At 62.7% G+C, this 13507-nt stretch carries 13 protein-coding genes; 5 read left to right on the top strand and 8 right to left on the bottom strand.

All coding sequences use genetic code 11. The features are described from left to right. Positions 1-2: 2 nt before the first annotated feature. The 3 genes from ACP7BS_RS05270 to ACP7BS_RS05260 form a co-directional block, all read right to left on the bottom strand. Positions 3-1169, bottom strand: a complete 1167-nt coding sequence (locus ACP7BS_RS05270) for an MFS transporter (RefSeq protein ID WP_426236715.1) — start codon at positions 1167-1169, stop codon at positions 3-5. A gap of 352 nt (positions 1170-1521) precedes the next feature. After that, the gene (locus ACP7BS_RS05265; protein WP_426236714.1) at positions 1522-2355 is read right to left on the bottom strand and encodes an aldo/keto reductase; all 834 of its coding nucleotides are present in this window, start codon (positions 2353-2355) and stop codon (positions 1522-1524) included. 96 nt (positions 2356-2451) lie between these two features. Beyond that, positions 2452-3633: an MFS transporter gene (locus ACP7BS_RS05260; protein WP_426236712.1), complete on the bottom strand. Its 1182-nt coding sequence runs from the start codon at positions 3631-3633 to the stop codon at positions 2452-2454. Between the two features lie 166 nt (positions 3634-3799). On the opposite strand from ACP7BS_RS05260, the gene ACP7BS_RS05255 reads away from it, so the two are divergent. The 4 genes from ACP7BS_RS05255 to ACP7BS_RS05240 all read left to right on the top strand — a co-directional run bounded on the left by ACP7BS_RS05255 (position 3800) and on the right by ACP7BS_RS05240 (position 6889). Further along, on the top strand, positions 3800-4696 hold the full coding sequence (locus tag ACP7BS_RS05255; RefSeq protein ID WP_426236710.1) for a LysR family transcriptional regulator: 897 nt from the start codon (positions 3800-3802) through the stop codon (positions 4694-4696). A gap of 23 nt (positions 4697-4719) precedes the next feature. After that, positions 4720-5346, top strand: a complete 627-nt coding sequence (locus ACP7BS_RS05250; protein WP_426236708.1) for a dihydrofolate reductase family protein — start codon at positions 4720-4722, stop codon at positions 5344-5346. 205 nt (positions 5347-5551) lie between these two features. Next, positions 5552-6268 carry a gamma-glutamylcyclotransferase gene (locus tag ACP7BS_RS05245; protein WP_426236706.1) on the top strand — a complete coding sequence of 239 codons (717 nt, stop codon included), beginning with the start codon at positions 5552-5554 and terminating at the stop codon, positions 6266-6268. A gap of 21 nt (positions 6269-6289) precedes the next feature. Further along, positions 6290-6889: a YdeI/OmpD-associated family protein gene (locus ACP7BS_RS05240; RefSeq protein ID WP_426236704.1), complete on the top strand. Its 600-nt coding sequence runs from the start codon at positions 6290-6292 to the stop codon at positions 6887-6889. Positions 6890-6892: 3 nt separating this feature from the next. Here ACP7BS_RS05240 and ACP7BS_RS05235 read toward each other — a convergent pair whose 3' ends face one another. Beyond that, positions 6893-8854, bottom strand: coding sequence for an elongation factor G (locus ACP7BS_RS05235; RefSeq protein ID WP_426236702.1), 1962 nt, complete (start codon positions 8852-8854; stop codon positions 6893-6895). A 409-nt stretch (positions 8855-9263) separates the two neighbouring features. On the opposite strand from ACP7BS_RS05235, the gene ACP7BS_RS05230 reads away from it, so the two are divergent. After that, positions 9264-10496 (top strand): serine hydrolase domain-containing protein, encoded by a 1233-nt coding sequence (locus tag ACP7BS_RS05230; RefSeq protein WP_426237445.1) that lies wholly within the window; start codon positions 9264-9266, stop codon positions 10494-10496. Between the two features lie 22 nt (positions 10497-10518). Here the strand turns inward: ACP7BS_RS05230 and tam are convergent, their stop codons facing one another. The 4 genes from tam to ACP7BS_RS05210 all read right to left on the bottom strand — a co-directional run bounded on the left by tam (position 10519) and on the right by ACP7BS_RS05210 (position 13496). Next, on the bottom strand, positions 10519-11289 hold the full coding sequence (tam, locus tag ACP7BS_RS05225; RefSeq protein ID WP_426236700.1) for a trans-aconitate 2-methyltransferase: 771 nt from the start codon (positions 11287-11289) through the stop codon (positions 10519-10521). 84 nt (positions 11290-11373) lie between these two features. Then, a complete protein-coding gene (locus ACP7BS_RS05220; RefSeq protein ID WP_426228705.1) occupies positions 11374-12024 on the bottom strand; it encodes a haloacid dehalogenase type II in 651 nt (216 codons plus the stop codon). A 217-nt stretch (positions 12025-12241) separates the two neighbouring features. Further along, positions 12242-12811, bottom strand: coding sequence for a phosphatase (locus tag ACP7BS_RS05215; protein WP_426236698.1), 570 nt, complete (start codon positions 12809-12811; stop codon positions 12242-12244). A gap of 478 nt (positions 12812-13289) precedes the next feature. Beyond that, on the bottom strand, positions 13290-13496 hold the full coding sequence (locus ACP7BS_RS05210) for a hypothetical protein (protein ID WP_426236696.1): 207 nt from the start codon (positions 13494-13496) through the stop codon (positions 13290-13292). Positions 13497-13507 lie beyond the last annotated feature (11 nt).

The following is a 13507-nucleotide window of genomic DNA, read 5'->3' as shown; positions in this document are numbered from 1 at the left end:
CCTCAGGCCGTTTTCGCCCGCGCGCCGAAAGACAGGAACAGCGTAAAAATTACCAGGATCAGCCCGACGCTGACCGGGGCCGCGTGAGCGCCGAACAGGTCCATGATCGATCCCGTTGCGCCCGAGCCCATGCCGCTGCCGACCGCATAGGCCAGCGCGAAGGCAGCGCTGCCGGCCACCAGCATGCTGCCGCGATACTGTTCGCCAAGCATGGTCAGCGCGCAGGTATAGAGTGAAAAGCTCGCAGCGCCGATCAGCGCGAAGTCGGCGAGAATGGCAATCGGCGATGTCAGGAACGGAATGATCAGGAAGGCGAAGGCGCCGATCCCGCCCATGGCGATCGCCACGCGCCGGCGCGGCAGCCGGTCGAGCAGCACGCCGATGAAAGGCTGGGCCAAGGCCGTCGGCAGGGCCAGAACCGTGACGCTGAGCGCTGCAAAGGCCTGCGAATGGCCGGTCTTGACGAAATAGACCGGCATTACCGAAATCGCCGCGATATCCGAAAACCCGAAGGCAAGGACCATGGCGATCAGCACCGGCGCCTTGCGCAGGAAGCTGAACACGTCGCGGGTGGAGGAAGCCTCCGGTGTCGTGCGGGTCGAGAGCGTCAACAGGGCGGTGGCGAAGGCGACGAGCGCCACATAGACGGCGGTCAGCGCGAACCCGAAGCCGCCTTCCGTTCCCATCAGCGGAATGACCAGCGGCCCGGCGGCAAAACCGCCGCAAATGCCGGCGCCGTAGAGGCCGGAAACCCGGCCGCGCAGCCGGTCGGGGCAGGCTGAGTTCATCCAGGCCTCGCTCAGCATGAAGATCAGGCTGGCGAAGAAGCCGAGGAGAAACCGGGCGAGGAACCAGACCGGCAGCGAGGCTGTCGCTGCAAACGTCGCAAGGCAGATCGAGCAGCCGGCAAGGCTGATTATGATCAGCTTGTCGGTGCGCAGCCGTGCCGTCAACTGGCCGATCATCAGCGTCGAGGTGGCGAGCCCCAGCGCGAAACTGACCGCATTGAAGCCGATCATCGCCGGCGTCACGCCGCGGCTTTCCAGCGTCAGCGAGATCAGCGGATAGGTGATCCCCTGCGCCACCGAAAAGGCCGACGCACCCAAAATGACGGCAATGATGGCCGCCCAGTCCGGCATGAAATCGGTGGTTATGTGTGATGACTGCATGAGACCCTCGCGGCCATCTTGAATGCGGCCCGGGCCTCTCTTATCCGAACATCGGCAGTGTTGAAATGCCAAGTGGCCAGACTGCTGAAAAGACGTTTCTGATCATTGCGGGGTATGGGAAATGAAACGGCAGCCAAAACCGCCGTCATTCCCATGCTTGTCACAGGAACTCATCCAGACCAAGTCGTCGGGCTGAAAGGTTTTTTCGGCCCGACACAAGTCGGGTCGCTGGATCTCCGCCGCAAGGCGAGGATGACGGAAAGGGGGATGTTCGCTTCAGCAAACATCCGGTTCAATGACTTTGTGCAGTCCAAGCCGCCGGTTGCCCGGCGGCTCCGTTGTCCCACACTGATCAGGCCGCCCGGTCCCAATCCGGTGCCAGTCCGCCGGGGCTGACGATGCGGCCGTTCGGGCGGGCGAGCTTGTGGATGGCGGCCATCTCGTCGCTGGTGAGATCGAAATCGAAAATGTCGAAATTTTCCTTCAGGCGGCTTTCCGTTGCCGTTTTCGACAGGGTGATCACGTCTTTCTGCTGGGTGAGCCAGCGCAACACCACCTGGGCTGCGGTCTTGCCGTGCCTGGCACCGATATCTTTCAGCAGCGGCTCGTTCGGCACCTTGCCATCGGCCATGGCGTAGTAGGCGGTGATCGACATGCCGGTGGCGCGGGCCGCCTCCAGCACCTTGGTCTGGTCGAGATAGGGGTGGTATTCGATCTGGTTGGTGGCGATCGGCGCTTCGCTGAGCGCGACCGACTGCGCCATCAGCGCCGTGTTGAAATTGCTGATGCCGATATTCTTGACCTTGCCGGCCTTCTTCACGTCATTCAGCACGCCGATCTGCTCGGAGAGCGGCACGCCGCTGCTGGGCCAATGCAGAAGCAGCAGATCGACATGGTCGGTGCGCAGCTTCTTCAGGCTCTCATCGACGGAAGTGAGAAAATCGGCATGCTTGTAATGATCGACCCAGACCTTGGTGGTGAGGAAGATATCGCCGCGGGCAACGCCGGACGCTGCGATGGCTTCGCCGACTTCAGCCTCGTTGCGATAGATCTGCGCCGTATCGATATGGCGGAAACCGAGCTTGATCGCCTGCGGCACGATGCGCAGCACGTCGGGGCCGGGCATGCGGAAGGTACCGAAGCCGAGAGCGGGAATATTGGCGCCGTTGGCGCTGACTGTCTGCATGGAAATGTCCTTTCAGGAAGGAGACCCGGCACGGGGCCGGGTCTGGAATGATGTCTTATAGATGTGGCGTGAGCTGCGCTGGTCAAGCAGGGTTCTTCACGCCGCCTGGGCAATCGGCTCCGGCTTGCGGTCGAGCATGCCGCTGATGACGGTGAGCACCAGCGCACCTGCGACCAGGATGGCGCCGACCCATGGGGTTGCCTGGAGCCCGAGCGGCGAGGCCACCACCAGACCGCCGATCCAGGCGCCGGCAGCAATGCCGAGGTTGAAGGCGGCGATGTTCAGCGCCGAGGCCACATCGACGGCGCCGGGCCGGTGCTGCTTGGCCAGTTGCACCACATAAAGCTGCAGGCCGGGCACGTTGGCGAACGACAGGAAGCCGAGCGCTGCCAGCGTGATCAGGGCAGGGATGGCCGAGACCGAGGTGAAGGAGAAGATCACCAGCACCGCAGCCTGCATGGCAAACAGCCAGCTCAGCGCCTTCACCGGATTGCGGTCGGCAAGGCGGCCGCCGATGATGTTGCCGGCGGCGATCGCCAGGCCATAGAGCACCAGAACGAGGCTGACGGAGGAGGCGGCAAAGCCGGTGACGTCCTGCAGCATCGGCGCCAGAAAGGTGAAGGTGACGAACGTGCCGCCATAACCGAGCGCCGTCATGCCGAAGACCAGCAGCAGGCGGCCCGAACCGAGCACGCGAACCTGATCGAGAATGCTGGCCGGTGCCGCCTTCGACAGGGTGGAGGGCAGAAGCGCGGCGATGGCGGCAAGCGCAATGACGCCGAGACCTGCAACAGCCCAGAAAGTGGCGCGCCAGCCGAAGGTCTGGCCGATGAATGTGCCGAGCGGAACGCCGGTGACGATCGCAACCGCCAGCCCCATGAACATCAGCGCAATGGCCGAGGCGCGGCGATTCTCAGGCACGAGGTCGGCGGCAATGGTGGCGCCGACGGAGAAGAACACGCCATGCGCAAAGGCCGAAAGCACGCGGGCGATCAGCAATGTCTCATAGGACGGGCTAAGGGCTGCCATGGCATTGCCGGCGATGAACAGCGCCATCAGCCCTAGAAGCAGCGGCTTGCGCTCGATCCGGCCGGTCAGCGCAGTCAGGATCGGCGCGCCGAACGTGACGCCGAGCGCATAGATCGAGACGATCAGTCCGGCCAGCGGCAAAGTGATGCCGAGATCGGTGGCGACGGTCGGCAACAGGCCGACGATGACGAATTCCGTGGTTCCGATCGCATATGCCGCGATCGTCAGTGCGAAGAGGGCAAGAGGCATGGGAGCACCTTTGTCGCCGGTGGGAGGCCGGACATGTTGGTGGCGGCACACTGGTAATCCGGGCCGTCATGAGTTGCGTTGAGCGGAATATGGGCCAAAGGCACTTGCGCGATAATCCATGGGAATGGATAAATGACTGTGAATTGAATTCACAGAAAGCGATGCCATGGACAATCGGGCGGGCGAAATGGAGGTGTTCGTCACGGCGGCGGAGGCAAAGAGCTTTTCGGCGGCGGGACGGCGGCTGAAACTATCACCATCGGCGGTCAGCAAGCTGGTCACCCGTATCGAGGACCGGCTCGGCACCCGCCTTCTGGTGCGCACCACCCGGTCGCTGCTTCTGACACCGGAGGGCGAAATCTATCTCGCCCGGGCGCAGCGGATCCTGGCGGATATTGCCGAGACGGAACAGATCGTCTCCGGCGGCGGGCTGGCAACGCCGCGCGGTCTCCTTCGGGTCAATGCCACCGTCGGCTTTGGCGAGCGCTACATCATCCCGCTGGCGGGCGAGTTCCTGGCGATGTATCCGGAGGTGCGGCTTGAGCTGTCGCTGACGGACGGGGTCATCGATCTGATCGAGGAGCGTACCGATATCGCCATCCGCGTCGGGCCGATGCGGGATTCGAGCCTCAAGGCGCGAAAACTTCTCGACAGTCACCGCATCACGGTGGCGACGCCCGACTATCTGGTACGCTTCGGCACACCGCAGCGGCCCGATGATCTGGGTACACACAATTGCATCACCTTCACATTCGGCCGCAATCCCGGTGAGTGGCTGTTTCGCGATCCGCAGACCGGGGCGCTCTATACGCGCCCGGCGCCCGGCAATGTGCAGGCCTCCAGCGGCTCGATCGCCCGCAACCTGTGCCTGACGGGGCTCGGCATTGCCCGTATCGGCAAATTCGATGTCGATCCGGATATTGAATGTGGCAGGCTGGTGGAAGTGCTTGACGATTACAATCCGCACGAACCGGAACAGGTGCACGCGGTTTTTGCAGGCCATGAGCATCTGGCGGCGCGCATCCGCGCCTTCATCGATTTTATTGCCGCAAAGATGAATTAAGGAATGCCCGGTGCCGGAACCGATTGGCCCAGCCCGTCCTGGCGAAGGAGAAAACCATGCGAGAGTTGATCCTGAAAATGTCCATGTCGCTCGACGGCTTCGTCAGCGGTCCTGATGGCGAGATCGAATGGATGTTCAGCGGCGACCAGGAGGCCATTGCCTGGAGCGTGGAGACGGTATCGAACGCCAGTCTGCATATCATGGGCAGCCGTACCTTCCAGGACATGGCCGCCTTTTGGCCGACCTCCACCGGCGTGTTCGCGCCGCCGATGAACCAGATTCCGAAGGCCGTCTTTTCAAGACAAGGGGCGGTGATCCTGAAGGCGGCGGCAAACACGCAATCCGGACAGTTACAGCCCGGCGCGGACAGTTGGGACGAGGCCATTGTGGCCAGCGGCGATCTGGCCGGCGACATCGCCAGGCTGAAGAGCGGCGACGGCAAGCCGATCATCGCCCACGGAGGTGCCGCCTTTGCGCGCAGCCTCATCGGCCGGGAGCTGGTCGATCAATACGCCTTGCTGGTGCATCCGGTGATCCTCGGCAAGGGCTTGCCGATCTTTTCTGATTTAGTCCTGCCAAGGCGCCTCAAACTGATCAGCGCAACAGCCTTTCCGGGAGGCTCGGTGGCGCAGATTTACCGGCCGGCGTGACCAGGTCTGCGAATGCCTTGCGTTGAGCGGCGGCCGAACGGATTGTTTGCCGGGCCCTGAAAGCTGTGGAGACCAACGGAGCCACAGGAAACAGGCGGGTATCGGGTGGCTGTTTCACCGCTTGACTGATCAGTTGGGTCTGGCAGTTTGGGCAGGCAGGCCCCACATGCTTCTTCCGACACTGCCCTGCCGAGACGAGATTCTGATGCCTCAACCGCGAAAAATGTCTCTGACACCGGATATGGTGGCGCTCTGTCATCGCGATATCACCGATCCCGGCCCGGACGGACGATGGACCGCGATCAGCGACGAGCAATATCGCGATCTCGCCGTGGCGCTTGAGCGGGAAAGCCATGGTGAGCCGCTTTGGGTGTTTGCCTATGGTTCGCTGATCTGGAAGCCGGAATTCGAGGCGACCGACCGGCAGCGCGCGACGGCCTTTGGCTGGCACCGGTCGTTCTGTCTGCATATCAACCGCTGGCGCGGCTCGCACGATCAGCCCGGGTTGATGATGGCGCTGGAGCGCGGCGGCCGCTGCGACGGGGTTATCTACCGGCTGCCGGATAACGACCGCGCCGCCCAGATCGAACGCATGCTGCGCCGCGAAGTCAGCGCCGTCGAAAATATCGATGCCGTCCGGTGGATATCGGTCAAATCCGAAAGCGGCCCCTGCCGGGCTCTGGGTTTCTGGGTGGGGGCGACCGGCGAACGGATCCGTTCCCGCCTGCCGCTGAACGAGGTGGCGGGCGTTCTGGCCCGGGCTTGCGGACATTTCGGATCGGGTGCCGAATATCTCTACAACACCGTCTCGCATCTGGAGGATTTCGGCATTCACGACCGCAATCTCTGGCGCCTGCAACACCTTGTCGCTGAGGAAATCAGGTTGATTCATCAAGAGACCCTGGAGCCGCAGGCGCGCTGACAGTGTGAGGAGAGACCGGTCATGGCCGAGAACCAAGCCGAACTGCCCGTATTGGCTTTCGCAGATGCCGCCGAATGGGAAAGCTGGCTCGCCAGTCAGCCGCTGTCAGCGAGCGGGCTCTGGCTGAAATTTGCCAAGAAGGCGTCGGGCGTGTCCACCGTCTCCAAACCGGAGGCGATCGATACGGCACTGTGCCATGGCTGGATCGACGGCCAGCTGAAACCGTTTGACGGCAATTACTGGCTGATCCGCTTCACGCCACGGCGGCCGAAAAGCAAGTGGTCGGCGATCAACTGCAAGCGGGCAGAGGCCCTGATCGAGGCGGGGCGCATGCGTCCGGCCGGCCATGCGGAAATCGAACGGGCGAAGGCAGATGGGCGCTGGGAGGTTGGCTATCAGTCCCAGAGCACGATCACCGTACCGGCCGACCTGCAGCAAGCGCTCGACGGAAACGAAGGTGCCAAAACCCTGTTCGGCACGCTGGACGGCGCCAACCGCTACGCCGTGCTCTACCGCGTTCACACCGCCAACAAGCCGGAAACCCGCGCGCGCATCATCGAAAGGTTGGTCGCCATGCTTGGCCGTGGCGAAACCATCCATCCGCGCCGCGGTAAGCCCTGACGTTCAGTGCTCGGCGCGCTGCGTCCCATGGGCCCGCACGATCGCATCGGCCTCCTTGCCGTAGAGTTCTTCGAAATGATCGAAGGTCTTGGAGAAGTAGCCGATGCCCTGAGTGGCCGAGCGCAGCGCGCGGGCCAGTTCGTCAAGTGCACCGCCGGGAACAAGGGCGCGAAAAATATCCCAGCCCTTGGCAGTCTCGTCCCGGTCGAAGCCGAGCACCTGGCCTTTCAAAGACGAAACGATCTGCACCAGATTGCCGGAATAGACCGAGGGAATGTGGATCTCGCTGCGGAACACCGGCTGCATCAAAACGGCCGCCCCTTCCGACAGAGCCTGCCGCACGCCCATTTTCGAGGCGGAGCGGAACGCATGTTCGGAACTGTCGACCGCATGATGCTGGCCGTCCGTCAGCGTCACGCCGACATCGATCACCGCAAAGCCGAGCGGGCCTTTCTCCATCGCCTCGCGGGCTCCGGCTTCGACGGCCGGGATATAGTTGCGCGGCACGACGCCGCCCTTGACGGTTTCGGTAAAGGAAAATCCCTGGCTGCGCCCATTCGGATGGATGGTCAGTTTCACATCGGCAAACTGTCCGGCACCACCGGTCTGCTTGCGGTGGCGGTAGTGGACTTCGGCCGGTTTCGAGATCGTCTCGCGATAGACCGGTGTCGGTGCGCGCTCGGTGGTGGTGACGTGAAAGACGTCGGACAGGGTGCGCAGCAGATCGCGCAGATGCACCGGCCCCTGGGCGCAGACCATCTGGGCGCCGGTCCCTTCTTCCTGCAGGATCTTGAGGCTGCGATCGGTTTCCGACAGTTTTGCCAGCGTTTCCGAAAGCTTGTTTTCGTCGCGCTCGCTGCCGGGCACCAATATCCTTTCCAGCATCGGCGTCGGCGCTTGCGTCCATCCGGGTGCGGCAAGGGCGGCATCATTGGTTAAAAGCGCCGGCACGGGCAGGTGATCGGATTTGACCGTCGCAAAGAGGTCGCCGGCCACCGGGGAAAACACCGCATTGCCCTTGCCGTTGGCCGGATCCTGGACGGCCCCCAGCCCGGAACCGCCGAGAGACGCTCCCTGTTTCAACCCGTCACTGAGCGCGCGTGCCAAAACGGTCTTGCCGATGTTCTGGCGATGATAGGCGTGGAAGCTGACGGCCTTGAGTTTGCTCTTGTCGATCTTTTCGGCCATGGCAAGACGCTCGCGCAGCGCATCCACCGGCGGTGCCTCGTGGCGCAGCGCCTTCATCAGCCGCATCATCCCATTGCCATGGCTGGCAGCACCGATCAGCACCGGAATAATTTTGTTTTCGCGCAGTACCCGTGTGGAGATCGCATAAAGCGCGTCGCTCGGCGGTTCGCGATCCTCGATCAGCTCTTCCAGCAGCCAGTCGTCGAACTCCGACAGATGTTCCAGAAGTTCGGTGCGCGCCGCATGCTCCCGCTCAGAGGTGCTGTCGGGAATGGCGATCAGTGCCGAAGTCTGGCCTTCGCGGTAGCGCCAGGCCCGCTCCGAAATCAGGTCGCAGCTGCCGACGATGCGGTCGCCTTCACGGATCGGGATCTGGCGCAGCAAAAGCGTGTGGCTGGCATAGTCCTGAAGGGCTGCGATCACGTCGCGCAACCGGCCCCTCGGCGCGTCCATCCGGTTGACGAACAGGATGCAGGGCGTGCCCGACGCTTCGATCATCCGCAGATAAGGCGCCGCAAGCACCGCTTCTTCCGGAACGGGCGAGACGCAGAGAATGCAGGCATCGCTGGCCAGAAGCGCCTGCTGCGCATGGGCAAGCGCCTCGTTCAGCCCCGGCGTATCCAGCGCACACCAGGCTTCGGCGCAAAAGGTGAATTCCGTGAGGTTCAGTCCGTAGGGAGAGGTGGATTTTTTCGGGGGCGCCTCGAGCGCGCCGAGCTTTTCCACGATCGTCGATTTTCCGGTCTGCGACGGTCCAAGTACAGTAAAGCAGCGCATGGGCGGTCCTCCAACAGCCATAGGCACAATTCTCTGTGGTGACAGGATGCCCTTAACCGGGCCGGCGCGCCAGAGGGCTGTTTGTCAGCTTGGCGTGTAATTTTACCGGACACGTCATCGCGGCGCGCATGCCGGTGGGGAATCGGATAGACAGATTGCGATACGGGTTGACAACCCGGCGGCGACGAACCCTCGACTTCGAAGCTCGAACGCTTCGATCCGCTCTATTTCGAGGGAAGCCCCAGCGCCGTGTCGTTTCCGGGCGCCGGACTGGACGCCGCGATTGGCAAAAAAGCACCGAACTGGACAGGAGGCTTCATCAATGTGGTCGTCAATTTCTAAGATCAGCACCGCAATCACCCTTGCCACCCTGTCGATGCCGGTCTTGAGCCATGCACAGGGGGCAGCGATGACGGCCGAACAATCCGATCCGAAGGCGCTCGGCTGGATGGTGGGCGCGCCACCGCCTGCCGAAAAAATCATCCGTTTTTCCGATCCGGATTATTTCAGCTTCCCGAAGATGCGCTGGACCGTCTGCCATTTCCGCCAGCTGATGCCGACCGTCGGCGTCAGCCGCGGGCTCGGCGCGCCACGCCCGCTGGAGCGGACGATCGACGCGGCAATCGATGGCCTGACGTTCATCCCGACGGGCGCGAGCACACCGACGACCTGGGCGCAGTCGCTGTCTGCCAATTATACCGATGGCATCGTCATCCTGCACGAGGGCAAGGTCGTCTATGAGCGCTATTCCGGCTGCCTCGACGAGGCCGGCCAGCATGGGGCGATGTCGGTGACGAAATCGCTGACCGGGCTGCTCGGCGAAATGCTGGTGGCCGAAGGCAAGCTCGATGCAACGGCCAAGGTCGCAACCATCGTGCCGGAATTGGCAAGGAGCGCCTTTGGCGATGCGACGGTGCGCCAGGTGCTCGATATGACCACCGGCCTGCGCTACAGCGAGGATTACGCCGACCCCGATGCCGATGTCTGGACCTATTCGGCCGCCGGAAATCCGCTGCCGAAACCGGCCGATTACAAAGGCCCGCAGAGCTATTTCGACTATCTGCAGACCGTCGCCAAGCAGGGCGAACACGGCGTCGCCTTCGGCTACAAGACGATCAACACCGATGCGCTCGGGTGGATCATCGCGCGCGTCAGCGGCAAGTCGGTTGCCGATCTCTTGTCGGAGCGCCTCTGGAGCAGGATGGGTGCCGAGCAGGATGCCTATTACACCGTCGATTCGACCGGTACGCCTTTTGCCGGCGGCGGTCTGAACGCCGGCCTGCGCGACATGGCCCGGGTCGGTCAACTGCTGCTTGACGATGGCGTCGTGGGCGGAAAACGGCTGGTGCCGGAAGCGGCCATCCAGAGTATCAGCGGTGGTGGCGACAAGGCGGCGTTCGAAAAGGCCGGCTATGCCAATCTTCCCGGCTGGAGCTATCGCGGCATGTGGTGGGTGTCGCACGATGCGCACGGCGCTTACATGGCGCGCGGCGTGCACGGCCAGTCGATCTATATCGACCCGGCGGCGCGCATGGTCATTGCCCGCTTCTCCTCGCACCCGACAGCCGGCAACGCCGCCAACGACCCGACGACGCTGCCGGCCTTCGAGGCGGTTGCCGAACATCTGATGAAAAAGCCGTAGTTCTCGGGTGGGCGGTTGATCGCTACCGCTTGACCGCCACCACGAACAGGCGCGGGAATTTCAGCAGAACCCGTCCATCCGCAAGCGGCGGATAGGCCTCGCGGATGCGCCGGAGATAGGCAGCCAGATAGGCTTCGCGTGCATCGGCCGGCAGCGCATCGAGATAGGGGCGAAGGCCGGTGCCCTTGACCCATTCGACGATGGCTTCGGCATTTGCCAGCCGGTGATAGTAGATCGTGTGCCAGACATCGATCTTGATGCAGTTCGATTCCAGCCGGTCGAGATAGACGGAAGGTGCTGGCAGGGCGGCGCGCCGCTCACCGCCGTTCGGATAATATTGGGAGAAACGCGGGTCTTCCGCCAGCTCCCGCATCGAAACATGCGACGGCTCGTCGAGATTATCGGGCATCTGCACGGCAATCGTGCCGCCGGGGATCAGTTGCCCCATCAGCCGCTCGATGGTGCTCAGATGATCCGGCAGCCATTGAAACACGGCATTGGCAAACAGCAGCACGGCAGGTTTTGGCGGCGCCCATTGCGTCAGGTCGCCCTTCTCGAAGCGCGTATGGGTCATGCGCTTGCGCGCCGCCACCAGCATGTTTTCGTCGCTGTCGATACCGGTCAGGATATAGGCGGGGAAACGGTCGTGGATCAGCTCGGTCGAATTGCCGGGGCCGCAGCCGAGATCGTAGAGCGCGCCGTCCGGCAGGTTTGGGATCTGGTCGAGCAGGTCGCGGGCCGGCCGGGTGCGCTCGTCCTCGAATTTCATATATTGTTCGGCAGACCAAGACATGGCGTGTCCTTTGAGTGTTAGAGCAGTTCCAGCAAAAGTGCGAAGCGGTTTTGCGTCCGGAAATGCGTAAAAACAAAAAATACCCTAAAGACTTTCCAGCGACGGCAGGATCAGCGACGGACCGAAATCGGCATATTCGTCGGGCATGTTGGCCCGGTTGATCCAGACGGTGCGGAAGCCGAATTTGGTGGCGCCGGCAATGTCCCAGCGGTTGGACGACTGGAACGAGACGGCATCGGGATAGAGCCGGTAGGTGGTCGTCACCATATCGTAGACCGCAGGCGCGGTCTTGAAGGCTTTCACCGTCTCGACCGAAAAGATGTCGTCGATGATCAGATCGAGCCCGGCTTTCTTCACCGCCGATTGCAGCATTTGCGGCGTGCCGTTCGACAGGATGGCGATGCGGGCGCCGCGATCCTTCAGATGTTTTAAGACACTTGGCACTTCCGGATAGCAGTCGAGATGCCAGTAGGCGTCGAGCAGCGCTGCCTTGAGTTTCTTGTCAGCGGAGGGAAACCGGGCAAAGGCATAGTCCAGCGCCTGTTCGGTCAGCGTCCAGAAATCGGTATATGTGCCCATCAGCGTGCGGATCCAGGAATATTCCAGCTGCTTGGCCCGCCAGAGATCGGAAAAGGCCTGGCCGTCAGGCCCCATCGCGCCCGCATGTCTGCGCACCGCCGCGTGCACGTCGAACAGCGTGCCATAGGCATCGAACACATAGGCCGCATGAGACATCGAATTCTCCCGTCATTCCCTTGGCACTCCTCTCCTTCAATACACGAAACAGAGCTGTCAGCGCCTTGATTGATCGCGTTTTTCGCCTGGCCGTGCCCTTGGGCTTGAGGCATCGCGCAATCACCGCTTCCATACGGTTCTCTGCCGGGATCATGTCAAAGATTTGTGCGCCGCACAATGTTTCTTGGCGCAACCGGGGTTTCCCGGCGCAATCCGATCAACTCTTCGCGGGTTTCCAGACCTTGGCGGGAAACCGCAGCGCCTGTTTGGCAAGCCGCCCCTTCAGACCGAGCGCCGCGTCGCAAAGCCCGGTGACATGCCGGTTCGGTTTGGCCTCCGGGCGCAGCCCATGCAAAGCCGCCGCCGCATCCTCCGGCTCCATATAGCGGGCAAGGATGCCGAGCGTCAGCGCCGTCGAGCGGCCGATGCCGCGCAGGCAGTGGATGAGCAGACGCGCGTCCTGCGGCAGGGTGTCGATAAAGGCGAACGCCTGTTCGATATCGGCGGGTTTGGCCGCCTCCGCCTCATCCGGATCGGTGGCGTCGCCGAACAGCAATTCGAGATGCCGCCCGGCCGGAAGGTCGATCATCGACAGAAGTTTGGTGCCCGGCGCCCGGATCGAGATCAGATGGCTCGGCGCCCATACGGCCTTGTTATGCCGCGCCTCGGTCTGCGATGAAACGATCACCCGCACCGGCCAGCCGTTCGGATGCCCCGCATTGGCCGAAAGCAAAGGCGCATAAAGCGCATCCGCCCGCTTCTCCTGCCTTTCCGCCGCCACTGCCATCGGTCGCCTCATGATTCCGTTGCCGTCAGGCTCGAAATTACCAGCGACAGCGGGGTTGGGGGAAGAGGGGTTTTGACGAATGCAACCCCGGCGGGATGTTGCGGCTATTTTGCCGCTTGCAAGATTGCAGCGTGCTGGCGGCGCTCTATCGCATGGGCCTGATCTCCACCCAAGACGGCGGCAAGACCTTCGCCTACCGCCGGGCGTCGTGAGCCGGGGTGGCGCTCCCTCTTGTCCCCAGCGGGAAGAAGGTGGCCGACAGGCCGGATAGGGGGCGGCACGCTCTGAAATTGTAAGGAAATCCCCTCATCGCCTCGCATGCGCTCGGCACTTCTCCGCGCTGGGGAGAAGAGGGAGGCTGCCGCGATCGTCTTTGATCCATCAAGTCCAGAGCCTTGCGGCCCATGAACACGGCGCACTGGATTGTGCGGAAAGCCCCGAAATGACGCAGTGCCAAGCGGCTCGGCAATCCCGCCCGTTATTTCTTCTTCTTGGCAGCAGCCTTCTTCACCGGCTTTTCTTCAGCCTGTTCCTGGCCGAGCCGCAGGGCTTTCAGCATCGCGGTCTTCTTGGTTCGGGCCACCAGTTCCTGGTTGATGATGTTGAGGGCGGCCGCGGACGTTTCGTCCGGGCTGCGCCGTACGGTTACTTTGCCAGGAGTTTTGACGTCGGTTTTATCGGCCAATGGAATGAACT

The sequence above is a fragment of the Pararhizobium sp. DWP1-1-3 genome (assembly GCF_049896125.1).
Classification (GTDB): Bacteria; Pseudomonadota; Alphaproteobacteria; order Rhizobiales; family Rhizobiaceae; genus Pararhizobium.
The sequence above is the reverse complement of the archived record's forward strand: the minus strand, read 5'-3'. Positions and strand labels throughout refer to the sequence as shown.

Excerpts from the sequence above, each read along its gene's own strand:
- ACP7BS_RS05270 (WP_426236715.1), bottom strand. The coding sequence starts at position 1,169 with ATGCAGTCATCACACATAACCACCGATTTCATGCCGGACTGGGCGGCC.
- tam (WP_426236700.1), bottom strand. The coding sequence starts at position 11,289 with ATGTCTTGGTCTGCCGAACAATATATGAAATTCGAGGACGAGCGCACC.
- ACP7BS_RS05240 (WP_426236704.1), top strand. The coding sequence starts at position 6,290 with ATGGCCGAGAACCAAGCCGAACTGCCCGTATTGGCTTTCGCAGATGCC.
- ACP7BS_RS05265 (WP_426236714.1), bottom strand. The coding sequence starts at position 2,355 with ATGCAGACAGTCAGCGCCAACGGCGCCAATATTCCCGCTCTCGGCTTC.
- ACP7BS_RS05245 (WP_426236706.1), top strand. The coding sequence starts at position 5,552 with ATGCCTCAACCGCGAAAAATGTCTCTGACACCGGATATGGTGGCGCTC.
- ACP7BS_RS05220 (WP_426228705.1), bottom strand. The coding sequence starts at position 12,024 with ATGTCTCATGCGGCCTATGTGTTCGATGCCTATGGCACGCTGTTCGAC.
- ACP7BS_RS05235 (WP_426236702.1), bottom strand. The coding sequence starts at position 8,854 with ATGCGCTGCTTTACTGTACTTGGACCGTCGCAGACCGGAAAATCGACG.
- ACP7BS_RS05255 (WP_426236710.1), top strand. The coding sequence starts at position 3,800 with ATGGACAATCGGGCGGGCGAAATGGAGGTGTTCGTCACGGCGGCGGAG.
- ACP7BS_RS05215 (WP_426236698.1), bottom strand. The coding sequence starts at position 12,811 with ATGGCAGTGGCGGCGGAAAGGCAGGAGAAGCGGGCGGATGCGCTTTAT.
- ACP7BS_RS05230 (WP_426237445.1), top strand. The coding sequence starts at position 9,264 with ATGACGGCCGAACAATCCGATCCGAAGGCGCTCGGCTGGATGGTGGGC.
- ACP7BS_RS05260 (WP_426236712.1), bottom strand. The coding sequence starts at position 3,633 with ATGCCTCTTGCCCTCTTCGCACTGACGATCGCGGCATATGCGATCGGA.